This is a genomic window from Streptomyces sp. NPDC059788 (genome assembly GCF_042732265.1).
Taxonomy (GTDB): Bacteria; Actinomycetota; Actinomycetes; order Streptomycetales; family Streptomycetaceae; genus Streptomyces.
Window position 1 is genome coordinate 48,321 of sequence record NZ_JBHWHY010000002.1, and the last position, 24,385, is coordinate 72,705.

17 protein-coding genes are annotated in these 24,385 nt (G+C 72.9%); 14 read left to right on the forward strand and 3 right to left on the reverse strand.

Annotated elements, in window-relative coordinates; all coding sequences use genetic code 11:
* The first annotated feature begins 2 nt into the window (after nucleotides 1-2).
* From mreD to rodA, 3 genes are read left to right on the forward strand one after another with little or no spacing between them, the layout of a single operon-like run.
* A complete protein-coding gene (mreD, locus tag ACFV57_RS02090; RefSeq protein WP_385224705.1) occupies nucleotides 3-725 on the forward strand; it encodes a rod shape-determining protein MreD in 723 nt (240 codons plus the stop codon).
* On the forward strand, nucleotides 722-2,866 hold the full coding sequence (gene mrdA, locus ACFV57_RS02095; RefSeq protein ID WP_385224707.1) for a penicillin-binding protein 2: 2,145 nt from the start codon (nucleotides 722-724) through the stop codon (nucleotides 2,864-2,866). The genes mreD and mrdA overlap by 4 nt, the downstream gene beginning before the upstream one ends.
* Complete coding sequence (rodA, locus tag ACFV57_RS02100) at nucleotides 2,863-4,071, forward strand: rod shape-determining protein RodA (protein ID WP_385224709.1); 1,209 nt, start codon at nucleotides 2,863-2,865, stop codon at nucleotides 4,069-4,071. The genes mrdA and rodA overlap by 4 nt, the downstream gene beginning before the upstream one ends.
* Before the next feature lie 19 nt (nucleotides 4,072-4,090).
* On the opposite strand, the gene ACFV57_RS02105 is transcribed toward rodA, so the two are convergent.
* The 3 genes from ACFV57_RS02105 to ACFV57_RS02115 form a co-directional block, all read right to left on the reverse strand.
* A complete protein-coding gene (locus ACFV57_RS02105) occupies nucleotides 4,091-4,555 on the reverse strand; it encodes a hypothetical protein (protein WP_385224711.1) in 465 nt (154 codons plus the stop codon).
* A gap of 105 nt (nucleotides 4,556-4,660) precedes the next feature.
* A complete protein-coding gene (locus ACFV57_RS02110; protein ID WP_385224713.1) occupies nucleotides 4,661-6,427 on the reverse strand; it encodes a SufS family cysteine desulfurase in 1,767 nt (588 codons plus the stop codon).
* Nucleotides 6,414-7,793 (reverse strand): family 2B encapsulin nanocompartment shell protein, encoded by a 1,380-nt coding sequence (locus ACFV57_RS02115; RefSeq protein WP_385224715.1) that lies wholly within the window; start codon nucleotides 7,791-7,793, stop codon nucleotides 6,414-6,416. The genes ACFV57_RS02110 and ACFV57_RS02115 overlap by 14 nt, the downstream gene beginning before the upstream one ends.
* A 295-nt stretch (nucleotides 7,794-8,088) precedes the next feature.
* On the opposite strand from ACFV57_RS02115, the gene ACFV57_RS02120 reads away from it, so the two are divergent.
* The 11 genes from ACFV57_RS02120 (at nucleotide 8,089) to ACFV57_RS02170 (ending at nucleotide 24,355) form a co-directional block, all read left to right on the forward strand.
* Nucleotides 8,089-9,867 (forward strand): CHAD domain-containing protein, encoded by a 1,779-nt coding sequence (locus ACFV57_RS02120; RefSeq protein WP_385224717.1) that lies wholly within the window; start codon nucleotides 8,089-8,091, stop codon nucleotides 9,865-9,867.
* Nucleotides 9,868-10,025: 158 nt separating this feature from the next.
* Complete coding sequence (locus tag ACFV57_RS02125; protein WP_385224719.1) at nucleotides 10,026-11,951, forward strand: TIGR03960 family B12-binding radical SAM protein; 1,926 nt, start codon at nucleotides 10,026-10,028, stop codon at nucleotides 11,949-11,951.
* A 105-nt stretch (nucleotides 11,952-12,056) separates the two neighbouring features.
* The gene (locus ACFV57_RS02130) at nucleotides 12,057-13,301 is read left to right on the forward strand and encodes a hypothetical protein (protein ID WP_385224721.1); all 1,245 of its coding nucleotides are present in this window, start codon (nucleotides 12,057-12,059) and stop codon (nucleotides 13,299-13,301) included.
* Nucleotides 13,302-13,416: 115 nt separating this feature from the next.
* Nucleotides 13,417-14,160: a TIGR03936 family radical SAM-associated protein gene (locus ACFV57_RS02135; protein WP_385224723.1), complete on the forward strand. Its 744-nt coding sequence runs from the start codon at nucleotides 13,417-13,419 to the stop codon at nucleotides 14,158-14,160.
* A gap of 250 nt (nucleotides 14,161-14,410) precedes the next feature.
* On the forward strand, nucleotides 14,411-18,427 hold the full coding sequence (locus ACFV57_RS02140) for a ribonuclease E/G (RefSeq protein ID WP_385224725.1): 4,017 nt from the start codon (nucleotides 14,411-14,413) through the stop codon (nucleotides 18,425-18,427).
* 229 nt (nucleotides 18,428-18,656) lie between these two features.
* On the forward strand, nucleotides 18,657-18,977 hold the full coding sequence (rplU, locus tag ACFV57_RS02145; RefSeq protein ID WP_351476150.1) for a 50S ribosomal protein L21: 321 nt from the start codon (nucleotides 18,657-18,659) through the stop codon (nucleotides 18,975-18,977).
* A 14-nt stretch (nucleotides 18,978-18,991) separates the two neighbouring features.
* Nucleotides 18,992-19,249: a 50S ribosomal protein L27 gene (gene rpmA, locus ACFV57_RS02150; RefSeq protein ID WP_030020524.1), complete on the forward strand. Its 258-nt coding sequence runs from the start codon at nucleotides 18,992-18,994 to the stop codon at nucleotides 19,247-19,249.
* A gap of 143 nt (nucleotides 19,250-19,392) precedes the next feature.
* The gene (obgE, locus tag ACFV57_RS02155) at nucleotides 19,393-20,829 is read left to right on the forward strand and encodes a GTPase ObgE (RefSeq protein WP_385224727.1); all 1,437 of its coding nucleotides are present in this window, start codon (nucleotides 19,393-19,395) and stop codon (nucleotides 20,827-20,829) included.
* Between the two features lie 190 nt (nucleotides 20,830-21,019).
* Nucleotides 21,020-22,138 (forward strand): glutamate 5-kinase, encoded by a 1,119-nt coding sequence (proB, locus tag ACFV57_RS02160; protein WP_385224729.1) that lies wholly within the window; start codon nucleotides 21,020-21,022, stop codon nucleotides 22,136-22,138.
* 239 nt (nucleotides 22,139-22,377) lie between these two features.
* On the forward strand, nucleotides 22,378-22,875 hold the full coding sequence (locus ACFV57_RS02165) for a hypothetical protein (RefSeq protein ID WP_385224731.1): 498 nt from the start codon (nucleotides 22,378-22,380) through the stop codon (nucleotides 22,873-22,875).
* 211 nt (nucleotides 22,876-23,086) lie between these two features.
* The gene (locus ACFV57_RS02170; protein ID WP_385224732.1) at nucleotides 23,087-24,355 is read left to right on the forward strand and encodes a glutamate-5-semialdehyde dehydrogenase; all 1,269 of its coding nucleotides are present in this window, start codon (nucleotides 23,087-23,089) and stop codon (nucleotides 24,353-24,355) included.
* Nucleotides 24,356-24,385: the final 30 nt, after the last annotated feature.

Below are 24,385 nucleotides of genomic sequence, written 5' to 3' on the forward strand. Positions count from 1 at the left end.
CGATGCGCATCAAGAGGACCCTGCTCTCGGCCGCACTGGTGGTCGTGGCCCTGCTGGTCCAGGTCGGCGTACTGGCCCGGCTCCAGCTGCCCGGCGCCACACCGGACCTGCTGCTCCTGGTCGTCCTCGGCCTGGCCCTGGTCTACGGGCACGTGAGCGGCGCCCTGGTCGGCTTCTGCGCCGGCCTGCTCGCCGACCTCGCGCCGCCCTCCGACCACGCCATCGGCCGCTACGCCCTGGTGCTGTGCGTCATCGGGTACGTGGCCGGGCTGACCAAGCCGGACAGCGGGCAGCACCGCTCGGCGACCATGCCGCTGGTGGTCGTCGTCGGCGCGGCCCTCGGCTCGACCCTGCTGTACGCGGGCGTCGGCTCGCTCGTCGGCGACTCCGCCGCCCGCCATGTGGGTCTGGGCTGGCTGCTGTTCACCGCGACGCTCTACGACCTGCTGCTCGCCCCGTTCGCCGTACCCGCGGTCATGGCCCTGGCCCGCAGGACGGAGCACGACCCGCTGGCCGCGGACGCCGCCGGCGGCCAGGGCGGCTCCGGCAAGGGCGGCAGGAGCGCCTACGGCTGGCTCAGCTCCGGCACCGGCCTGAAGGCCAGCCGCTCGATGCGCACCAATCTCCCGTCCAAACCGGCCCGGATCGGCGGCCAGCGCGGCGGACTGCTCGGCAGGTCGGCCCGTAACAAGGCCGGACGCATCAAGGGGGTCAAGCGACTGTGACCAATATTGCGGAGACCGGCCGTACCTCACGCGTCAGAATCCGGCTGATCGCCATCCAGATCCTCGTCTTCTCCCTGCTGCTCACCCTCGGCGGCCGGCTGTGGTACCTCCAGATCCGCAACGGCCAGGAGTACGCCGACGAGGCCCGCAACAACCACGTCCAGCAGGTCGTCGACCCGGCCACCCGCGGCTCCATCCTCGACGCCCGCGGCATCCCGCTCGCCGACAACCAGACCCGCCTGGTCGTCTCCGCCAACCGCACCGACCTGCTGAAGATGAAGGACGACGGCAAGGCCGTGCTCGGCCGCCTCGCCAAGGTCCTCGGCATGACGGAGCAGGAGATCCGCAACAAGGTCCGGCTGTGCGACGCCAAGACCCCGCAGCCCTGCTGGAACGGCTCGCCCTTCCAGCCCATCCCGATCACCGACGAGGCCACCACCCAGCAGGCCCTCCAGATCCGCGAACGCTCCGAGGACTTCCCCGGCATCTCCGCCGAACCCACCGCCGTACGCCGCTACGCCGCGCCCGGCAAGGCGCAGACCGCGCAGGTCCTCGGCTACCTCTCGCCGGTCACCGACGAGGAGATCCAAAAGGCCAAGGACACCCGCTCGCCGCTGCTGCGCTCCGACCAGATCGGCCGGTCCGGGCTGGAGCGCACCTACGACAGCCAGCTGCGCGGCAAGGCGGGCGTGACGCGCTACGAGGTCGACAACCTCGGCCGGGTCATCGGGAAGGCCAAGAGCGACAAGGCCGTCCCCGGCTCCAACGTCGTGACGAGCATAGACGCCCGCGTCCAGGCCATAGCGGAGAAGGAACTGGCGCAGGCGATGAAGGACGCCCGCGACACGCACGACAAGAACACCGGCACCAACTACAAGGCCGACGCGGGCGCCGTGGTCGTCATGGAGAACAAGACCGGCCGGGTCGTCTCCATGGCCTCCAACCCGTCCTACGACCCCAACGCCTGGGTCGGCGGCATCTCCGGCAAGGACTACGCGCAGCTGACCGGCAAGGACTCCAACTACCCGCTGCTCAACCGGGCGATCCAGGGACAGGCGGCGCCCGGCTCGATCTTCAAGGTCATCTCCACCTCGGCCGCGGTCAACGCCGGATACGACTTCGACGGCACCTACCCCTGCACCGCCTCCTTCAACATCGGCGGCCAGGTCTTCAAGAACTTCGAGTCCAAGGGCTACGGGCCGATCAACCTCGGCCGCGCGCTGGAGGTCTCCTGCGACACCGTCTTCTACAACCTCGCCTACCAGCAGTGGCAGAAGGACGGCGGCAACAAGCCCAAGAACCCGGCGGACTGGTTCTACAAGACGGCCCACCAGTTCGGCCTCGGCAAGGAGACCGGCATCGACCTCCCCAACGAGGTCACCGGCCGCGTCCCGGACCGCCAGTGGAAGAAGCGGTACTGGGAGGCGAACAAGGACAGCTGGTGCAAGCAGGGCAAGACCGGCGACGACTACGTCTCGAAGATCGCCAAGGAGAACTGCGAGTCCGGCATGAAGATGCGCGCCGGTGACTCCGTGAACTACTCCATCGGCCAGGGCGACACCCAGGTCACCCCCATACAGATGGCGACGATCTACGCGGCGATCGCCAACGGCGGCACGCTCTACAACCCGACCGTCGGCAAGGCCGTGGTCAGCCCCGACGGCAAGCACATCGAGAACATCGCGCCCAAGGCGCACGGGAAGCTGCCGGTGAACGCGAAGACCCTGTCCCAGATCGACGGCGCGCTGGCCGGCGTCGCCACCCGCGGCACCGCCGCCTGGCGCTTCCAGGGCTGGCCGCAGGACAAGATCCCGATGCATGCCAAGACCGGTACCGCCGAGGTCTACGGCAAGCAGACGACGGGCTGGTTCGCCACGTACACCAAGGACTACACGATCATCATGACCATCTCCCAGGGCGGTACGGGCTCGGGGTCCGCCGGCCCCGCCGTACGCAAGATCTACAACGCGCTGTACGGGGTGGACGACAAGGGCAAGATCGACGCGAAGGCGGCGCTGCTGCCGAAGCCGCAGACCGAGCTGCCCAGGATTCTCGGCGACGGCACGATCCAGGCACAGCCCATCAAGCCCGTCGCCGCCGCACAGAAGCCGCCCGCCGCGGCCGGAAGGCGGGGCCAGTGACCGGTTCGCACACCGCGGGCGGCTTCACCGTCCGCCGCTACAGCCCCGACCGCGGCGCCTGGGGCAGGCTGACCGCGCGCGACTCGGTCGTGCGCCGGCTGGACTGGGTCATGCTGCTGTGCTGCCTGGCGCTGTCCCTGATCGGCGCGGTGCTGGTGTTCTCCGCGACCCGCAACCGCACCGAGCTGAACCACGGCGACGAGTACGGCTATCTGCTGCGCCACCTGCTGAACACCGGCATCGGCCTGGCCCTGGCGGCCGGCGCGATCTGGCTCGGCCACCGCACGCTGCGCGGGGCCGTACCGATCCTGTACGGCGTCTCGCTGCTGCTGGCCCTGCTCGTCCTCACCCCGCTGGGCGCCACGATCAACGGCTCCCGCTCCTGGCTGGCCATCCCCGGCGGGCTCTCCCTCCAGCCCGCCGAGTTCGCCAAGATCACCATCACGCTGGGGATGGCGGTGATCCTGGCGGGCCGGGTCGACGCGGGCGACCGCCCGCACCCCGACCACCGCACCGTCGTACAGGCCCTCGGCCTGGCCGCCGTCCCCGTCGCCATCATCATGCTGATGCCGGACCTCGGCTCGGTCATGGTCCTCGGCGCGATCATCCTCGGCGTCCTGCTGTCCTCCGGTGCCTCCAACCGGTGGATTCTCGGCCTGCTGGGCGCCGGCGTCATCGGCTGCGTCGCCATCTGGCAGCTCGGCCTGCTGGACGACTACCAGATCGCCCGCTTCGCCGCCTTCGCCAACCCGAACCTGGACCCGGCGGGCGTCGGCTACAACACCAACCAGGCGCGGATCGCGATCGGCGGCGGCGGGCTGACCGGCTCCGGCCTGTTCCAGGGCAGCCAGACCACCGGCCAGTTCGTGCCGGAGCAGCAGACCGACTTCATCTTCACCGTCGCCGGCGAGGAGCTGGGCTTCCTCGGCGCGGGCCTGATCATCGTGCTGCTGGGCGTCGTCCTGTGGCGCGCCTGCCGCATCGCCCGCGAGGCCAGCGAGCTGTACAGCACGATCGTCGCGGCGGGCTGCATCGCCTGGTTCTCCTTCCAGGCGTTCGAGAACATCGGTATGACGCTCGGCATCATGCCCGTGACCGGACTGCCGCTGCCGTTCGTCTCGTACGGCGGTACGTCCATGTTCGCGGTCTGGATCGCCATAGGGCTGCTCCAGTCCATCCATGTGCAGCGGCCGGTGTCGGCCTGACCCGTCGGCCGGCCGTACGTCAGCGGCCGGACGCGGCGCTGTAGGAGCTGTAGGCGACGAGGGCGGCGAGCACCGCGGCGCTCGTCACCGTGGCGAGGGCGATCCAGAGGGCGATCCTCGCCCTGCCCGTCCGCTTACGGGCCGGCCGCGGGGCCCGGCCCGGCTCCGGCGCGTACGGCGCCGCCGGGGCGGCGCTGACGGCGATATCCGCCAGTAACCGGCGGCAGGCGGCGGCCAGTTCGGCCGTGCCGCTGGACAGCCGCAGTACCGTTTCCGCCCGTGCGGGGGCGCTCGTACCGCCGTCCAGGATGCGGCCCGCCCGTATGAGTACCTCGCCGCGGGTCCCCGTGGCCGACAGGCTGATCCACCGCTGGACGTGCTCGCCCCGTATGACCACGCCGCCCGTCCGGTCCCGGTAGACCGTGTGCTGCTGCCACAGGATGGCGGCCAACTGGCGCGCGGTGTCCGTCAGATGCGCGAGCATCGTTCCCCCTGCCGTGATGTGCGCGAACCGAGGACCGCACTGTACCCGCAGGCGGTGACAGGGGGCGCGCCCGCCCCGGTGGCGGGGCGGGCGCTTCGGTTCAGATCACGGTGACTGCTGGAGGCGCAGCAGGGACGCCGTCAGCTGGTCCACCTCCTCGGGGGTGTTGTAGAGAGCCAGGGAGGCGCGTACGGCGCTGTCCAGGCCGTAGTGGGCCAGGGCCGGCTGTGCGCAGTGGTGGCCGGAGCGTACGGCGATGCCGTCCAGGTCCAGGGACTGCGCCACGGCCGTCGGGTCGTGGCCCGCCAGGGTGAACGCCAGCACCCCGATGCGGTCCGGCGCTTCGCCCAGCAGGCGCAGGCCGGGCACGGTGGCGAGGGCCTGCCGCGCGTAGGCCAGCAGGTCGGTCTCGTACGCGGCGATGGCCTCGTGGTCGAAGGACGACAGCCAGTCGAGGGCCGCGAGCAGCCCGACCACGCCGGAGATGTGACCCGTACCGGCCTCGAAGAGGTGCGGCGCGGGCGCGAACGTCGTGCGGTCGAAGGAAACGGACTCGATCATGTTCCCGCCGCCCTGCCACGGCGCCATGGACGCCAGCAGTTCGGGCTTGGCGTACAGCGCGCCGATGCCCGTGGGCGCGAACAGCTTGTGGCCGGAGAAGGCGTAGAAGTCGGCGTCCAGAGCCTGCACGTCGACCGGGAAGTGCGCCACCGCCTGCGCGCCGTCCACCAGCACCTTGGCGCCGTAGCGGTGCGCCAGCGCCGTCATCTCCGCCACCGGCGGTACGGTGCCCAGCACGTTGGAGGCATGGCTGACGGCCACCAGCCGGGTACGGGAGGACAGCAGGTCGGCGTAGGCGAACTGGTCGATCTGCCCGTCCGGCAGCAGCGGGACCGGCACCACCCGGGCGTGCGTCTCGGCGGCGAGCTGCTGCCAGGGGACGATGTCGGAGTGGTGCTCCAGCACGGGGACGAGGATGTCGTCGCCCGGCCCGACGTTGGCCCGGCCCCAGGTCTGGGCGACCAGGTTGATCGCCTCGGTGGTGCCCCGGACGAAGACGATCTCCTCGGGGGACGGGGCGCCCAGGAAGTCCGCGACGGCGGCCCGGCCCGCCTCGTACAGGGCGGTGGCGTCGCGGGCCATGGTGTGGGCGCCGCGGTGGATGTTGGAGTTGGCCGAACCGTAGAACGCGGCCAGTGCCTCGATCACCTGGCGCGGCTTCTGGGTGGTGGCGCCGTTGTCGAGCCAGACCAGCGGACGGCCGTTGACCAGCCGGTGCAGGATCGGGAAGTCCCGCCGCGCCATCTCGGGGGAGAAGGCGCCGCGTTGGGCTCCCGGGAACTGCCGGGCGGCGGAGGCGGAGGGGTCGGTGGTGGGGGTGGTGGGGGCCGCGCCCGGGGCCGTTTCCGCGCCCGGGACCGCGCCCGGGGACGGGACCGCGCCGGCGGCCGGTACCGCGCCCGTACTCGGCGGCGTGCTCGTAGTCGGGACCGCGCTCATGCCCGGGACCGCGCTCATGCCCGGGGCGGTGTCGAAGCCGAGGTAGTGCTCGGCTTCAGGGACCGTGGTTGCCGTACCGGGGACGGCACTTGACGCGGCGCCGCCCGTGCCGGAGCCCGCGCTCGGAGCCGGTGGCATTCCCGGCAGACCCGCCATGGCCGCGTCCGGTACAACGGTCGCCCCCGCGCCCGGAGCCGCGCCCATGCTCGGTGCCGTGCCCGATGCCGTGCCCGCGTCCGTGGCCGAGGGCGTCCGTACGGCCGTGTCCGGGCCGGTGGCCGGGGCCGTCGTGTCCGCGGCCGCGGTCCGTGTCCCCTGGCCCAGGAGCGCGCTCAGCGGTGCCGCGAGCCCCGTGATCTCAGGAGTAGTCATGGTACTTGGACACCTCGACGTTCTGCAGGACGGCGAGGGCGTCCTCCACCAGGACGGCGGTGTTGAAGTAGGCCGTGACCAGGTAGGACGTGATGGCCTTCTGGTCGACGCCCATGTTCCGGATGGACAGGCCCGGTTCCGCCTCGTCCGGTACGGAGGCCGGGCGCAGGCCCACCACGCCCTGCTCCGCCTCGCCCACCCGCATCAGCAGGATCTCCGTCGTACCCGCGCCGTTGATGCTCACCTTGTCGGACGGCAGCAGCGGCACGCCGCGCCAGGTCAGCAGCGGACTGCCGAACCGGGTGTCGGTCACCGGGGGCACACCCCGGCGGGTACATTCGCGGCCGAACGCGGCGATCGCCCGCGGGTGCGCGAGGAAGTACGCGGGCTGCTTCCACACCTTCGCCAGCAGCTCGTCCAGGTCGTCGGGCGTCGGCGCCCCGGTGCGCGGCTGCACCCGCATCCCCGGCGCGACCTGGTTGAACAGGCCGAACTCCGGGTGGTTGAGCATCATCGACTCCTGCCGCTCGCGCAGTGCGTGCACGGTCAGGTTGCTCTGCGCGCGGGTCTGGTCGATGGGCTGGTTGTAGAGGTCGGCGACGCGGGTGTGCACGCGCAGCACGGTCTGGGCCAGGCTCATGTGGTACTCGCGCGGCGTGTCCTCGTACTCCACGTACGTGCCCGGCAGCACCGGTTCGCCGACGTGCCCGGCGGACAGGTCGACCGGCGCCTCGGCGCCCGGCGTCGGCATCTCGCCGGAGCAGTAGGACTCCAGTGTGGTGCGCAGCGACTCGTCGCGGTCGGCCAGTTCCGCCAGTTTGGCGCGGCTGATGCACAGCGCGACACCGGGGGTCAGGGTGCGCACCCGGTACGGCTGCGACTCGCCCTTGGCCCAGGCCTCCAGGTCGAAGAACTGGCCGTCGCCGACGATCTCCAGGAGCGCGTCCTCGCCGTAGCGGCCGGTCACCCGCTTCTCGGCGCGGCCCCGTACGAGCACCCAGAGCCGGTCGGCGTTGTCGCCCTCGGAGCACAGTAACTGCCCGGCCTCGAAGCTGACTTCGTCGCAGGTCTCCGCCAGCTCGCGCAGCTGTCCCTCGTCGGCCTGCCGCAGGAACGGCAGTTCCCTGAGGTCCTCGGGGACGATGCGGTGGCTGTCGCCCTCGGAGAAGGTGCTGATCCGGTCGTCGCCGAGGATGAAGGTGCGGCGGCGGTTGACGCGGTAGACGCCGGCCTCGACGTCCACCCACGGCAGGGCGCGCAGCAGATAGCGCGGGGTGATGCCGCGCATCTGGGGCGTGGTCTTGGTGGCGGTGGCGAGTTGCCGTGCCGCGTCGGGACTGAGGCTCTGGCGGCCGTTGGTGGTCATCGGTTCCTCCTCGTGAACGGGCGCACGGACCTGTCGCGGCCCTGGTGGCCGCCACGGTCCGCACGGGATGCGGGACCGATCGTCTGAGTGGCATCTGCCGACGGCAAGACGGCGTATTTCCGCAACCGGCCGGAAAGGAGCTATCCGACATTCGCAGGTGTTCGTACAGAGATGAACTGTTTTTGCCCCAGGTGCGCCGTGGCCAGCCCGAAGCGCTCCGGCCATGCCGCGCGCTCCCGCGCGAACGTCCGGTCGGGGACTGCCTCCGGGCCCCACACGCGGCTAGATTCGATCCATGGCGGACACCGTGCGGGAAATCGAGCGGAAGTACGAGGCCGACGACAGCACCGACCTGCCCGACCTGACCGGCGTAGCCGGGGTCGCGGCCATTGCGGACCAGGGCACCGTCGTCCTGTCCGCCACCTACTACGACACCCCTGACCAGCGGCTCGCCGCCGACGGCATCACGCTGCGGCGGCGCACCGGCGGCGGTGACGCGGGCTGGCACCTGAAGCTGCCGGTCGCGCCCGGCGTACGGGACGAGGTGCGGATGCCCCTGGCCGACCGGCTGCCGCACAAGCTCGCGGCACTGGTGCGCTCGCGGGTGCGTGGCGCGCGCCTGGCGCCGGTCGCGCATCTGCGGACCCGGCGCACGCTGCGGGTGCTGGAGGACGCGGGCGGGGAGCCGCTCGCCGAGGTGGCGGTCGACGAGGTGGTGGCGCATCGGGTGGACGGCGCGGGCGCCGGAGGGCAGGCGCCGGGCTCGTACGGGACGGAAGCGGTATGTGCCGCGGATGTGGCGTACGAGGCGCAGGACGGGGACGAGGCGCGGCCGGGCCGGGTGGCTGCCGGTGTCCGCTGGCGCGAGATCGAGGTGGAACTGGTGGGGGACGGGGCTCCCGGCCTCCTGGACGCCGTGGAGGAGGTTCTCGCGGCGGCGGGGGTGCGGCCCGCGAGCTCGGCGTCGAAGCTGGCCCGCGCGCTGGCCGAGACCGCGCCCGGGGGCGCCGCCGAGGCACGGACCGCGGCCGGGCGGCCGGGCGGGCAGGCCGGGTCGGCGAAGCAGCTGAAGAAGATCCGTAAGGCCAGGAGCGCCGAGAAGCCCAAGAGCGTGAAGAAGGCCAGGAAGTCCAAGAAGGCCAAGACGGACAAGAAGGCAGAGGAGCCCGGGAAGCCCGGGGCCGCCCCCCGTACGGCCGGCGACGCCGTCCTCGCCTACGTCCGCGAGCAGGTGCGCACCCTCGTCGAGCTGGACCCGGCCGTCCGCCGCGACGTACCCGACTCGGTGCACCAGATGCGCGTCGCCACCCGCCGTCTGCGCAGCGTCTTCCGTTCGTACGGCGCGGTGCTGAACCGGTCGGTGACCGATCCGCTGGGTGACGAACTGAAGTGGCTGGCGGGCGAGCTGGGCGTGGACCGGGACCGCGAGGTGCTGGCGGCGCGGCTGCGCGCGGGGCTGGCGGACCTGCCGCGGGAGCTGCGGCTGGGGCCGGTGGCGGCGCGGCTGCGCCTGTGGTCGCAGCGCCGCCGCCTCGGCTCGCGCCAGACGCTGCTCGCGGTCCTGGACGGGGCGCGCCACCTGGCGCTGCTGGAGAGCCTGCACGCCCTCCTGGCGGACCCGCCGCTGGCCGCCGCGGCGAGCCGCCCGCCGGCCCGGACGATGACGAAGGCCGTGCTCAAGGACTACCGGCGGCTTGACGGGCGGATCACGGCCGCGCTGGCACTGCCGCCCGGCGCGGAGCGCGACGAGGCCCTGCACGGTGCCCGCAAGGCGGCCAAGCGGGTGCGGTACGCGGCGGAGGCGGCCGGCCCGGCGCTGGGCCGCCCGGCGGAGAAGTTCGCCACCCGTATGAAGCGGGTGCAGCAGCTGCTCGGCGACCACCAGGACAGCGTGCTGGCCCGTGAGGCGCTGCGCGACCTGGCCGTACAGGCGCACGGCGCGGGGGAGGGCGGATTCAGTTTCGGACTGCTGTACGGGCGGGAGGAAGCGGCGGCGGCCGCCCGGGAGCGGGAGCTGCCCGAGGTGTGGCGCAAGGCGTCGAAGCCGGGCCACCGCAGGAAGCTGCGCGGGTGACGCGCCGCGCGTGCGGCGGCCGTTCACCGCCGCACGCGCCGGTGACCCACCGTCCGCATGTGGTCACCCTTTGCCCACCGGGGCGGTACCCGTCAACAGGGCCGCGCTCCCGGGGTACGCTGGATGGTCACCCCTGCCAGCTCATGAAAGACGCCGCGATGCCTGTCGAGACGGTCTTCCCGCGCCTGGAAGCGCTTCTCCCGCATGTCCAGAAGCCCATCCAGTACGTCGGTGGAGAGCTCAACTCCACCGTCAAAGACTGGGATTCCTGCGATGTGCGCTGGTCGCTGATGTACCCGGACGCCTACGAGGTCGGGCTGCCCAACCAGGGCGTCATGATCCTCTACGAGGTCCTCAACGAGCGCGAGGGCGTGCTCGCCGAACGCACGTACAGCGTGTGGCCGGACCTCGAAGCGCTGATGCGCGAGCACGGCGTACCGCAGTTCACGGTCGACGCGCACCGCCCGGTGAGCGCCTTCGACGTCCTCGGCGTCTCGTTCTCCACCGAGCTGGGCTACACCAACCTGCTCACCGCCCTGGACCTGTCGGGCATCCCGATCGAGGCCAAGGACCGCACGGAGGACCACCCGCTGATCCTCGCGGGCGGCCACGCGGCGTTCAACCCGGAGCCGATCGCCGACTTCCTGGACTGCGCGGTGGTCGGCGACGGCGAGCAGGCCGTGCTGGAGATCAGCGACATCATCCGCGCCTGGAAGGCCGAGGGCCGGCCGGGCGGCCGTGACGAGCTGCTGTTCCGCCTGGCGCGGACCGGCAGTGTGTACGTCCCCAAGTTCTACGACGTGGAGTACCTGGCCGACGGGCGCATCTCGCGCGTCGTGCCCAACCGCTCCGGCGTCCCGTGGCGGGTGTCCAAGCACACCGTCATGGACCTGGACGAGTGGCCCTACCCCAAGCAGCCCCTCGTCCCCCTGGCCGAGACCGTCCACGAACGGATGTCGGTCGAGATCTTCCGTGGCTGCACCCGCGGCTGCCGTTTCTGCCAGGCCGGCATGATCACGCGCCCCGTGCGGGAGCGAAGCATCACCGGCATCGGCGAGATGGTGGACAAGGGCCTGAAGGCCACGGGATTCGAGGAGGTCGGCCTGCTGTCGCTGTCCTCCGCGGACCACACCGAGATCGGCGACATCGCCAAGGGGCTCGCCGACCGGTACGAGGAAGACAAGATCGGCCTGTCGCTGCCGTCGACCCGCGTCGACGCCTTCAACGTCGATCTTGCCAACGAGCTGACGCGCAACGGCCGTCGCTCGGGACTGACCTTCGCGCCCGAGGGCGGCAGCGAGCGGATGCGCAAGGTCATCAACAAGATGGTCTCGGAAGAGGACCTGATCCGTACGGTCGCCACGGCCTACGGCAACGGCTGGCGGCAGGTGAAGCTGTACTTCATGTGCGGTCTGCCCACCGAGACCGACGAGGACGTGCTCCAGATCGGTGACATGGCGGTCAACGTGATCGCCAAGGGCCGCCAGGTCGCCAACTCCAACGACATCCGGTGCACCGTCTCCATCGGCGGCTTCGTGCCCAAGCCGCACACGCCGTTCCAGTGGGCGCCGCAGCTGTCCGCCGAGGAGACCGACGCGCGCCTGGAGAAGCTGCGCGACAAGATCCGCGGCGACAAGAAGTACGGCCGCTCCATCGGCTTCCGCTACCACGACGGCAAGCCCGGCATCGTCGAGGGCCTGCTCTCGCGCGGCGACCGCCGCGTCGGCTCGGTCATCCGCGCCGTCTACGAGGGCGGCGGCCGCTTCGACGGCTGGCGCGAGCACTTCTCGTACGACCGCTGGATGAAGGCCGCCGAGGAGACGCTGCCCGAGTACGGCGTGGACGTCGCCTGGTACACCACCCGCGAGCGCACGTACGAGGAGGTCCTGCCCTGGGACCACCTCGACTCCGGCCTGGACAAGGACTGGCTCTGGGAGGACTGGCAGGACGCCCTCGACGAGACCGAGGTCGAGGACTGCCGCTGGACCCCGTGCTTCGACTGCGGCGTCTGCCCGCAGATGGACACCGAGATCCAGATCGGCCCGACGGGCAAGAAGCTGCTGCCGCTCAGCGTCGTCAAGTAAGCGTTACCGGCACCCGCCCCGGCCCGGCCCCCGCAGCGATGCGGCGGCCGGGCCGCGGCATGTGCGCGTCAGTGCCCATAACGGGCGCGAGGGGGAAGAAGCCGCATGGAGCCCACCGACGGTCCTTCACTGGCCAAGGGGCATGAGCTGCCCAAGGGGCACGAGCCGTCCAAGAGGCGCGAAGGGCACCGGGTGCCCGACCGCTACGCACCGGGGGAGGGCTGTCTGACCCGGCTGGTCCGGATGCCGGTGCGCATCGTCGTACTGGTGCTCGTGGTGCCGGTACGGATGGTCTGGGACGTCCTCGCAGGCTGCGGCCGGGCCCTGCACCGTGGGGTGCTGCGCCCGGTGGGCCGCGGCCTCGCCCGGCTGGGACACGCCCTGGTCGTCGTGCCCCTGACCTGGGTGTACCGATGGTTCCTCACACCGGTCGGGCACGGCATCGCCTGGACGGCACGGGCCTTCGGTACGGCACTGGCCTGGCTGGCCAAGGCGCTCTTCTACTGGCCGTGGGCCGCTCTGTGGCGGTACGTCCTGGTGCCCCTCGGCGTGGGCACCGGCGTGGCCGTGGCCTGGCTGGTCCGGTACCTGATCGTGGTTCCTGCGCTCTGGCTGTACCGCTGGGTGCTCACCCCGGTGGGACACGCCTTCGCGTGGCTGGGCGGCGGCCTCGCCCGGCTGGCCCGCGGGCTCGGCGCGGGCATGGCCTGGCTCGGCCGTCACCTGATCGTGCTGCCCGCCCAGTGGCTCCACCGCCACGTACTGACGCCGGTCGGGCACGGTATCGCCTGGCTGGCCCGCGGCATCGTGGCCGTCGCCGCCGCACTCGTACGGTGGACGGTCGTCGTGCCGGCCGTCGCGGTGTGGCGGTACGTCCTCGCCCCCGTGGGCCGGGCGGTCGGCGCCGCGGCGACCGTCCTGGCGCGCGAGACCGGCGCGGCGTTCGCGCACTGCTGGCGGGTGGCCGGGCACGTCTCCCGGGCCGTCGGCCGCTTCCTCGGCACACTCCTGCGGTGGATCTTCGTCGAGCCGTTCCGCTGGGTGTACCGCACGGTCCTCACCCCGCTGGGCCATGCCGTGCGCGACGGCCTGTGGCGCCCGGTGCGGGGCGCGGTACGGGTGGCGGGCCGGTCCGTGCGCCGCGCGCTGGCCGCCGCCCGGCAGTCCGTACGCCAGACCCGCGGGGAGATCCGGCGGGCCCTGTTCGGGGCACCGCGGACGCCCGAGCGCGCCGTGGTGCCGGAGCCCCGGCGGGAACCGGCCGTACCGCAGGCACGTACTCTAGGTAAGACGTCCGGGCGCGATGTGTCCCCGCCCTCGCGGGGGCCCGGACCGGGCGACGCCGGATAGGTGTCATCCGGGACCATCCCCGCCCCGCGCGGGGTGACGTCCGGCAGCGCCCTCATACCAAGGAGAAGTAACACTGGGCAAGCGACAGCCCGAAGGCCCGCCGCCCGCACCGGCGGTGCAGCGCATCCGACTGCGCTACACCAAGCGCGGCCGCCTCCGGTTCACCAGCCACCGCGACTTCCAGCGCGCTTTCGAGCGGGCGCTGCGCCGCGCCGAGGTCCCCATGGCCTATTCGGCGGGCTTCACCCCGCACCCCAAGGTGTCGTACGCCAACGCCGCGCCGACCGGTACCGGCAGCGAGGCCGAGTACCTGGAGATCCAGCTCGCCGAGCGCCGCGACCCGGCCATGCTCCGCGAACTGCTGGACGTGTCGCTGCCCGCCGGTCTGGACATCACCGACGCGGTGGAGGCCCACACCTCCGGGCTCGCCGACCGGCTCCAGGCCTCGGTGTGGGAGCTGCGGCTCGACGGCGTCGCGCCCGACGAGGCGGCGAAGGCCGTCGAGGCCTTCCTCGCCGCCGAGGAAGTGCAGGTCGAACGCCGTACGAAGAACGGTATGCGGACCTTCGACGCGCGGGCCGCGGTCGCCCGCCTCGAAGCCGCCGCCTTCGAGGGCGATAGGCCGGACGGCAAAGCCTGTGCGATACTGCGGCTGGTTGTTCGGCATTTGACACCTGCCGTACGACCCGACGACGTCCTGTCCGGCCTCCGAGCTACGGCCGACCTGGCGCCGCCGGTCCCCGCAGCGGTGACCAGGCTGGCGCAGGGGCTGCTCGATGAGGAGACCGGCGCGGTGACCGACCCGCTCGCGCCCGACCGCGACGCTGCCGAGGCCGGCACGACAACGGCCGCCGGCTGAGCGCCGCGAGGCGCCGGACGGTCCTGCTCAGGATCGCCGTCGTCGCGTCGCCGACCAACCAGGGAGCCACCCCGGTCCGGCAGGCGCACTGACCAGCAGACTTTCGCCGGTCCTCGACATAAGGACCCGGCGAGCGAGACGACAGCTCCCGTGCGGCGCCCGCGCCCCGGAGGGCGGCACCGCGCACTACACGCGGGCCGCGTCCGGAACAAGGCGCGGCGCCCGGGAGCGTGACGGGAGAACCGCCCGAATGCTCGAACCCATTGAGCCCAACGAACCCGGCGGCCCTGCGGAGCAGTCCTCCGAGGGCAGCACCCCCAGCGACACGCTGCCGCCGCGCCGTCGGCGCCGCGCCGCCTCCCGGCCGGCCGGCCCGCCCTCGGCGGCGAGCGCTGCCACCGAGTCCGCGGTGACCGCCGACAGCGGCGCCGCGGCGAACGGCACCAAGGCCGCGGGCGCCGCACAGGACGACCCGGCCGACGCCTCCACGGTCGTCTCCGGCGACGACGCCAAGCCGGCGCGCACGCGCCGCCGTGCCACCCGTAAGGCCACCGCTCCCACGGGCTCCCCGCAGGCCGCCGAGGCCGTGGAGACCGCCCCCGAGGTACCGGCCGCCACCCCGGCCCCGCAGGAGACGCAGCAGGCCACCGAGGACGCGGCGCCGAGCGCCCGCCCCCGCCGCCGCGCCACCCGCCGCGCCTCCGCACCGGCCGGCTCGCCCGCCGCCGAGGCGCCCGCGGCCGCGCCTGCCGCACCGGCGCCGCAGGCCGCCTCCGCCGACGAGGACACCGAGCCCGCCGCGGAGCAGCCCGCCACACCGGCACAGCCCGCGTCCGACGACGCCAAGCCTGCCCGTACGCGCCGCCGTGCCACCCGTAAGGCCACGGCCCCCGCGGGCTCCCCGCAGGCCGCCGAGCAGCCGGCCGCGGCTGCCCCGGCACCGGCACCGGCCGAGGACGAGGCCGAGGAGACCGACGAGAGCGCGGAGGCCGCCGCGGCCCCGGCGCCCGAGGAGACCCCGGCCGCACCCGCCGAGGACACCAAGCCTGCCCGTACGCGCCGCCGTGCCACCCGTAAGGCCACCGCCTCCGCGGGCTCCCCGCAGGCGGGCGACGCCGCGGAGAGCGCCCCGGCCGCCGCTGCCGGGACCCCGGCCGACGAGCAGCCCGCCGCCACGGCCGGTGACGCGCCGCGCCGCCGCGCGCGCCGCCGGAGCGACCGCGCTGCCGAGGCCGCGCAGCCGGAGCAGCCCGCCGCCGAGCAGCCGCGCGCCGAGGCCGAGGCCGCGCCGGAGGAGCCCGTCCGAGGCTCCCGCCGCCGCGAGCGTCGCGCGCCGACGGCCGTGTTCCAGGCGCCGGTCTTCACCGAGCCGATGTTCCAGACCCCGGAGACCGCCGCTGCCGCCGCGGCAGCCGCCGCCGAGCAGGCCGCCGAGGAGCCCGCCGCCGAGCAGGACGAGCAGCCCGCGGCCGGTGGCCGCCGCCGTCGCCGCCGGGGCGACCGCGCCGCCGACGCCGAGCAGCAGCAGGCCGTCTCCGCCGAGCAGACGCCGGCCCAGGACGTCCAGGCCGCGCAGGACGCGCAGGACGAGGACGACACCGAGGACGACACCGACGACGAGCGTGGCGAGGCCGCGCAGGGCGACGACGAGTCGGGCGACCGCCCCTCGCGCCGCCGTCGTCGAGGTGGCCGCCGCCGTCGTCGCGGTGAGGCCGCCGACGGCAGCGACGAGCAGACCGGCGAGGTCCGGCAGCCCGACGCCGGGCAGCCCGCCGCCGAGGAGGAGCAGGCCGAGCAGGGCGCGCCCGCCGAGGAGGACGACGAGCAGCAGGGCGGCGGCTCCAGCAGCAGCCGCCGGCGCCGTCGCCGCCGGCGCCGCAGCGGTGACCTCGGCGACGGGGACGCCGCCCAGGGCGGCGACGACCCGGAGCGTACGGTCGTCAAGGTCCGCGAGCCGCGCAAGAAGGACGAGCCGTCCGACGAGGTCCAGTCCATCAAGGGCTCGACGCGTCTGGAGGCCAAGAAGCAGCGCCGCCGCGAGGGCCGCGAGCAGGGCCGCCGCCGGGTGCCGATCATCACCGAGGCGGAGTTCCTGGCGCGCCGCGAGGCCGTCGAGCGCGTCATGGTCGTCCGCCAGAGCGGCGAGCGCACCCAGATCGGCGTCCTGGAGGACGACGTGCTCGTCGAGCACTTCGTCAACAAGGAGCAGGCGACGTCGTACGTCGGCAACGTCTACCTCGGCAAGGTGCAGAACGTCCTGCCCTCGATGGAGGCCGCCTTCGTCGACATCGGCAAGGGCCGCAACGCCGTGCTGTACGCGGGCGAGGTCAACTTCGAGGCGCTCGGCATGGCCAACGGGCCGCGCCGCATCGAGACCGCGCTGAAGTCCGGCCAGTCCGTGCTGGTGCAGGTCACCAAGGACCCGATCGGCCACAAGGGCGCCCGCCTGACCAGCCAGGTCTCGCTGCCCGGCCGCTACCTGGTCTACGTGCCCGAGGGCTCGATGACCGGCATCAGCCGCAAGCTGCCGGACACCGAGCGGGCGCGGCTGAAGCAGATCCTGAAGAAGATCGTCCCCGAGGACGCGGGCGTCATCGTCCGTACCGCCGCCGAGGGCGCCAGCGAGGACGAGCTGCGCCGCGACGTGGAGCGCCTGCAGGCGCAGTGGGAGGACATCCAGAAGAAGGCCAAGGCGGGCTCCACCAGCTCGCCGAGCCTGCTGTACGGCGAGCCCGACATGACCGTCCGGGTCGTCCGCGACATCTTCAACGAGGACTTCTCCAAGGTCATCGTCAGCGGTGACGAGGCCTGGGAGACCATCCACGGCTATGTCTCGCACGTGGCGCCGGACCTGGCCGACCGCCTCCAGAAGTGGACCTCGGACGTCGACGTCTTCGCGACGTACCGCATCGACGAGCAGCTGATGAAGGCGCTGGACCGCAAGGTCTGGCTGCCCTCCGGCGGTTCGCTGGTGATCGACAAGACCGAGGCCATGGTGGTCATCGACGTCAACACCGGCAAGTTCACCGGCCAGGGCGGCAACCTCGAAGAGACCGTCACCAGGAACAACCTGGAGGCGGCCGAGGAGATCGTGCGCCAGCTGCGGCTGCGCGACCTGGGCGGCATCGTCGTCATCGACTTCATCGACATGGTGCTGGAGTCCAACCGGGATCTGGTGCTGCGGCGGATGCTGGAGTGCCTGGGCCGCGACCGCACGAAGCACCAGGTCGCCGAGGTCACCTCGCTGGGCCTGGTCCAGATGACCCGTAAGCGGGTCGGCCAGGGCCTGCTGGAGTCCTTCTCCGAGCCGTGCGTGCACTGCAACGGCCGCGGCGTCATCGTCCACATGGACCAGCCGTCCACGGCCGGTGGCGGCGGTGGCGGCAAGCGCAAGAAGAAGGGCAAGTCCGGCGGCTCCGGCCAGGACCACCAGCAGCACGACCACCAGCACCACGACGAGCGGCAGGACGCGGAGACCGCGCGGGCCGACGAGCACCCGGAGCTGGAGCCGGTCGCGGTGACCGAGGCCGAGCTGCAGCCCGCGGTGGCCGACACCGACGAGTGGTTCGGCAGCGCGGCGGAGGCCGAGGCGGCAGCCGGTGGCGTACGCGGCCGCGGCCGTCGTCGCGCCAGCCGCAAGGTGTCCGCCCCGGCGGGCGCGCCCAAGGCCTCCGAGGCCGCTGCGATCGTGGTGGAGTCCGAGCCCGCGCCGGCACCGGCCCCCGAGCCGGAGCCCGCCGAGGCGCCGGCACCGGCCGCGGAGCCCGCGCCGGCCAGGCCGCGCCGTCGTGCGACCCGTAAGGCGTCCGCTCCGGCGGGCTCGCCCAAGGCCGCCGAGGACGCTCCGGTGGCCGAAGCCGCGCCCGAGCCCGTCGCCGAACCGGCCGCCGAGCCGGTCGTCGAGGCGACCGTCGACGCCGCCGCGCCCACGGACGCCGCCCCGGCGGACGAGGCCGTGAGCACGGACGCCGCCGAGGTTGCCGAGGAGGCCGCCGAGGAGGCGCCCGCCAAGAAGACCGCGGCGAAGAAGGCGGCCAAGAAGGCGCCTGCCAAGAAGACCGCGGCCAAGAAGGCGACCACGGCCAAGAAGACGGCGGCGAAGAAGACCACCGCCAAGAAGGCCACGGCGGAGAAGGCTCCCGCCAAGAAGGCCACCACCAAGAAGACCACCGCGAAGAAGACCACGACGAAGAAGGCGGCGGCCAAGAAGACCGCTGCCGCCGAGCAGGCCCCGGCCGCGTCGGTGTCGGCTTCGACGGAGGACTGAACCGGCCGGACCGTGTCCCCGGGCCGTGCGCGGCCCGGGGCCGGTTTGACCCCCCGGTCAAGGCCCCGTAACCTTGACCACCGGCGTCTGTAGCGCGCCAAACCCCTGAGCAAACACCTCCCGGTCCGCCGGGAGAGGCCGCTCGTCCACTCGGATTCCACGGGATCGTCACGAACCCGTGTGAGCGGCTGGCATCAGAGGTCCCGTTCCTAGCGAGAGAGAGTTCCGCGTGTACGCGATCGTGCGCACCGGCGGCCGGCAGCAGAAGGTTGCTGTCGGTGACGTCATCGAGGTAGACCGCATTTCCACCAGCAAGGTCGGCGAGACCGTCGAGCTCTCCACGCTGCTGGTCGTCGACGGTGACGCGGTCACCAGCGACCCGTGGGTCCTGGCCGGCGTGAAGGTTCAGGCCGAGGTTGTCGACCACCACAAGGGCGACAAGATCCGGATCCAGAAGTACAAGAACAAGACCGGTTACAAGAAGCGGATCGGCCACCGCCAGCTGCACACGGCGCTGAAGATCACCGGCATCGACGCTCCGGCGAAGTAAGGGACTGAGGAGACATGGCACACAAGAAGGGCGCATCGTCCACTCGGAACGGTCGCGATTCCAACGCTCAGCGGCTCGGCGTGAAGCGCTTCGGCGGTCAGGCCGTCCTCGCCGGTGAGATCCTGGTCCGCCAGCGCGGCACCCACTTCCACCCGGGCACGGGCGTCGGCCGCGGCGGCGACGACACCCTGTTCGCCCTGGCCGAGGGTGCGGTGCAGTTCGGCACCCACCGTGGCCGCAAGGTCGTGAACATCGTCCCGATCGCTGAGTGACCCACCACCTCAGCATCGAGCGATAGCTCAGCAGCACCACATCCGAGGGCGGACCGCCTCTCCCCGCAGTACGCGGGAAGGCCGGTCCGCCCTTGGCGTGTTAGTACAGAGACATTCCCGTCGTATCTGGAGGCATCCCCACCATGACCACCTTCGTGGACCGCGTCGAGCTGCACGTCGCCGCGGGTAACGGAGGCCACGGCGTGGCCTCCGTGATGCGCGAGAAGTTCAAGCCGCTCGGCGGCCCGGACGGCGGCAACGGCGGCCGCGGCGGCGATGTGACCCTGGTCGTCGACCAGGACGTCACCACGCTCCTCGAATACCACCACCACCCGCACCGCAAGGCCACCAACGGCCAGCCCGGCGCCGGCGACCACCGCGCCGGCAAGAACGGCCAGGACCTCGTCCTGCCCGTCCCGGACGGCACCGTCGTCCTGGACCGCGCGGGCAACGTGCTCGCCGACCTGGTCGGCCAGGGCACCACCTTCGTCGCGGGGCAGGGCGGCCGCGGCGGCCTCGGCAACGCCGCGCTGGCCTCCGCCCGCCGCAAGGCCCCCGGCTTCGCGCTGCTCGGCGAGCCCGGCGAGGCCCGCGACATCGTGCTGGAGCTCAAGACCGTCGCGGACGTCGCGCTGGTCGGCTACCCGAGCGCCGGCAAGTCCTCGCTGATCTCGGTGCTCTCGGCCGCCAAGCCGAAGATCGCCGACTACCCCTTCACCACCCTGGTGCCCAACCTCGGTGTGGTGACGGCCGGTTCGACCGTCTACACCATCGCGGACGTGCCCGGCCTGATCCCCGGCGCCAGCCAGGGCAAGGGCCTGGGCCTGGAGTTCCTGCGGCACGTCGAGCGCTGCGAGGTGCTGGTGCACGTCCTGGACACCGCGACCCTGGAGTCCGACCGCGACCCGGTCTCCGACCTCGACATCATCGAGGCGGAGCTGGCCCAGTACGGCGGCCTGGACGACCGGCCGCGGGTGGTCGTCCTCAACAAGATCGACATCCCGGACGGGCAGGACCTCGCCGACATGATCCGCCCCGACCTGGAGGAGCGCGGCTACCGCGTCTTCGAGGTCTCGGCCGTCGCGCGCACCGGCCTCAAGGAGCTGTCGTACGCGCTGGCCGGCATCGTCGCCGAGGCCCGCGCCGCCAAGCCCGTACAGGAAGCCACCCGCATCGTCATCCGCCCGAAGGCCGTGGACGACGCGGGCTTCACGGTCACGCCGGAGGGCGAGGGCTTCTTCCGCGTACGGGGCGAGAAGCCCGAGCGCTGGGTGCGCCAGACGGACTTCAACAACGACGAGGCCGTCGGCTACCTCGCCGACCGTCTCAACCGACTCGGCGTCGAGGACGAGCTGCGCAAGGCCGGCGCGCACGCCGGCGACGGCATCGCGATCGGCCCCGAGGACAACGCGGTCGTCTTCGACTGGGAGCCGATGATGGCGGCGGGCGCCGAGATGCTCGGCCGCCGCGGCGAGGACCACCGCATGGAGGCGCCGCGGCCCGCCGCGCAGCGCCGCCGCGACCGCGAGGCGGCGCGGGACGAGGCGGAGGACGAGTACCAGGACTTCCGTCCGTTCTAGTCGCCGCCCGGCGCACAGCCGACGGCACGGGAAACCGGCGGGCATCCGCCGGTTCCCCTGCCGTAGATTGCGGTGGTACGGAAAACACCCGTACGGAAGCTCCGCACACGGAGACGTCCCGTAGGGGGACCGTCCCGTACACGGAGCCGTCCCGTACGCGGCGGTGCACAGGCGAGCACAGGGGTAGGCAGTGGCAGGCGCAAGGCAGGACGTGACGGACGCCCGCAGGATCGTGGTCAAGGTCGGTTCGTCCTCGCTGACCACGGCGAGCGGCGGCCTGGACGCCGACCGGGTGGACGCCCTGGTGGACGTGCTGGCCAAGCACCAGGACAAGGAGATCGTGCTGGTCTCCTCCGGTGCCATCGCGGCCGGCCTGGCGCCGCTGGGCCTCGACCGGCGCCCGCGCGACCTGGCCCGGCAGCAGGCCGCCGCCAGCGTCGGCCAGGGCCTGCTGGTCGCCCGCTACACCGCCTCCTTCGCGCGCTACGGCCGCCGCGTCGGCCAGGTCCTGCTCACCTCGGACGACACCAGCCGCCGCGCCCACTACCGCAACGCCTACCGCACCCTGGACCAGCTGCTGGCCATGGGCGCCGTGCCGATCGTCAACGAGAACGACACCGTCGCCACCGACGAGATCCGCTTCGGCGACAACGACCGGCTCGCCGCCCTGGTCGCCCACCTCGTACGGGCCGACCTGCTCGTGCTGCTCTCGGACGTGGACGGGCTCTACGACGGCGACCCGAGCACCCCCGGCACCTCCCGTATAGCCGAGGTACGCGGCCCGGCCGACCTGGAGGGCATCTCGATCGGCAGCGCGGGCCGGGCCGGCGTCGGCACCGGCGGCATGGTCACCAAGGTCGAGGCGGCCCGGATCGCCGCCGCGGCCGGCGTCCCGGTCGTGCTGACCTCCGCCGTGCACGCCGCCGACGCGCTGGCCGGCGGCTCCACCGGCACCCACTTCCTGCGCACCGGCCGGCGCTCCGCCGACCGGCTGCTGTGGCTCGCGCACGCCTCCACCCCGCGCGGCGCGCTGGTCCTGGACGAGGGCGCCGTGCAGGCCGTGGTCGAGCGGCACTCCTCGCTGCTGCCGGCCGGTATCGCCGCGGTCGAAGGGGAGTTCAGCGCCGGCGATCCCGTCGAACTGCGGGACCCCGAGGGGCGCGCCGTCGCGCGCGGCCTGGTCAACTTCGACGCGCGGGAGATTCCGCGGCTGATCGGCCGCTCCACCCGCGACCTCGCCCGAGAGCTGGGGCCCGCGTACGAACGCGAGGTCGTGCACCGCGACGATCTGGTCGTATTGCACCACTGACGGCCGTCACAACAGGAAAACAAGTGGCAGGGAAAGGTCCAAAGACCAGCCTTTCCACGGAGACCTTCTCGAAAATGCCCCCGCGACGGCCCGCGGGCTGGTCAACTTTGTTGCGGGGACGGCGTCAGGGGAGCGCCGTCCGCCGCGCGCGAGTGCGCGCTGGGCGCAGCAGTGCCGGACACTGCCGATCGGCTCCGCCCCCGTACGAGCGGAGCGATACGCATAACAGGAGGCCGCCGGTGAGACGAGGGCGCTCAGGGGCGCTGCCCCGAGGGACGGCGGAGCGCACACTGACCAGCGTCGGGACCGCCGGACCGGCCGGCGGCCCCGCATCCGACGACCGTGCCGGGCCGGACCCGTCGGCGGCCGAGCGGCCGGCGGCCGAGCGGCGCGAGGCGTCCCGCCTGTGGCACGTCACCCTCAGCGTCTCGGGGGCCGAGGCCCCCGTACAGGAGGTCCGGCGGGCCCTCGAACAGCTCGCCCACGACCACCCCTTCCTGCTGACCAGCCGCTACGCCGGCGACCACGCCGAGATCCGCTACTGGGAAGAGGCCCGCGACCTGCACGACGCGGCGGCGGTCGCGCTGCGGCTGTGGGGCGAGCACCGCTCGACGGCCGGGCTGCCGCCGTGGGAGATCGTGGGCCTGGAGGTCGTCGACCGGGAGACCTATCACCAGCGCGTTGCCGAGGGGTACGGGCCGCCGCCCGCTTCCCGGGTGGGCGTGCATCCGTACTGAGGCTGTCGGGGTGGGGGCGCGTCCGTACCGGGCCCGCTCCGGCGGGCGTACTGAATCCGCTCCGGCGGGCGTGCGTCCCTACTGACACGCGTACGGGCGTGCGGCCGTACGGGCGCGTGGCGACCCGTCTACGGGCGGGCCACGGACCGCCGCGTCCCGTCAGGTGGAACACGGCGGGGCCGCGGTCCGCCGCCCGGCTAGGCTTTCCGCCATGACCAGCGAATCAGCGCACTCCTCACCCGTCACCGAAACCGCCCGGCGCGCCAAGGAGGCGGCGGCCGTCCTGGCGCCGCAGCCGCGCACCGCGCGCGACGGCGCGCTGCTCGCCATCGCCGACGCCCTGGTGGCCCGTACCGAAGAGATCGTCGCCGCCAACGCCGGGGACATCGCCAAGGCACGGGCCGCGGGCACCGGCGAGTCCCTCGTGGACCGGCTCACCCTCACCCCGGAGCGGGTCACCGCGATGGCCGCCGACGTCCGGGACGTGGTGGCGCTGCCCGACCCGGTGGGCGAGGTGGTGCGCGGCTCCACGCTGCCCAACGGCCTCGACCTGCGGCAGATCCGCGTCCCGCTGGGCGTCGTCGGGATCATCTACGAGGCCCGGCCGAACGTGACCGTGGACGCCGCCGCGCTGTGCCTGAAGGCCGGCAACGCGGTGCTGCTGCGCGGCTCGTCCTCCGCCTACGCCTCGAACACCGCCCTCGTGGAGGTGCTGCGGGACGCGGTGGCGAGCGTCGGCCTGCCCGCCGACGTCGTGCAGCTGGTGCCGGGGGAGAGCCGCGACTCGGTGCGCGAGCTGATGCGGGCGCGCGGCCTGGTCGACGTGCTGATCCCGCGCGGCGGCGCCTCGCTGATCCGTACGGTCGTCGAGGAGTCCACGGTCCCGGTGATCGAGACCGGCACCGGCAACTGCCATGTGTACGTGGACGAGCACGCCGACATCGACATGGCGCTGGACATCCTGATCAACTCCAAGGCCCAGCGGCCGAGCGTCTGCAACGCCGCCGAGACGGTCCTGGTGCACGCCGGCATCGCCGAGACGTTCCTGCCCCGGGCGCTGGAGGCGCTGACCCAGGCCGGGGTGATCGTGCACGGCGACACGGCGTGGCAGCAGGCCGGCCCCGGCCTGGTCGCGCCCGCCACGGACGAGGACTGGGCGGCCGAGTACCTCTCGTACGACATCGCCGCGGCCGTCGTGCAGGACCTGGACGCCGCGGTGGCGCACATCCGGCGCTGGTCCTCCGGCCATACCGAGGCGATCGTCACCACCTCGCAGCCGGCGGCCCGCCGCTTCACCCAGCTCGTGGACGCGACGACCGTCGCGGTCAACGCGTCCACCCGCTTCACCGACGGCAGTCAGTTCGGGTTCGGCGCCGAGATCGGCATCTCGACGCAGAAGCTGCACGCCCGCGGACCGATGGGGCTGCCCGAGCTGACCTCGACGAAGTACATCGTCACGGGAGACGGCCACACGCGCTGAAGCACGTCGGCGCGCGAGACGGCCCCATGC

Bases quoted from the DNA above. Each gene is read 5' to 3' on its own strand.
- obgE (WP_385224727.1), top strand. From the start codon at position 19,393: ATGACCACCTTCGTGGACCGCGTCGAGCTGCACGTCGCCGCGGGTAAC.
- rpmA (WP_030020524.1), top strand. From the start codon at position 18,992: ATGGCACACAAGAAGGGCGCATCGTCCACTCGGAACGGTCGCGATTCC.
- ACFV57_RS02140 (WP_385224725.1), top strand. From the start codon at position 14,411: ATGCTCGAACCCATTGAGCCCAACGAACCCGGCGGCCCTGCGGAGCAG.
- ACFV57_RS02130 (WP_385224721.1), top strand. From the start codon at position 12,057: ATGGAGCCCACCGACGGTCCTTCACTGGCCAAGGGGCATGAGCTGCCC.
- ACFV57_RS02125 (WP_385224719.1), top strand. From the start codon at position 10,026: ATGCCTGTCGAGACGGTCTTCCCGCGCCTGGAAGCGCTTCTCCCGCAT.
- mreD (WP_385224705.1), top strand. From the start codon at position 3: ATGCGCATCAAGAGGACCCTGCTCTCGGCCGCACTGGTGGTCGTGGCC.
- ACFV57_RS02110 (WP_385224713.1), bottom strand. From the start codon at position 6,427: ATGACTACTCCTGAGATCACGGGGCTCGCGGCACCGCTGAGCGCGCTC.
- ACFV57_RS02105 (WP_385224711.1), bottom strand. From the start codon at position 4,555: ATGCTCGCGCATCTGACGGACACCGCGCGCCAGTTGGCCGCCATCCTG.
- ACFV57_RS02120 (WP_385224717.1), top strand. From the start codon at position 8,089: ATGGCGGACACCGTGCGGGAAATCGAGCGGAAGTACGAGGCCGACGAC.
- ACFV57_RS02115 (WP_385224715.1), bottom strand. From the start codon at position 7,793: ATGACCACCAACGGCCGCCAGAGCCTCAGTCCCGACGCGGCACGGCAA.
- ACFV57_RS02170 (WP_385224732.1), top strand. From the start codon at position 23,087: ATGACCAGCGAATCAGCGCACTCCTCACCCGTCACCGAAACCGCCCGG.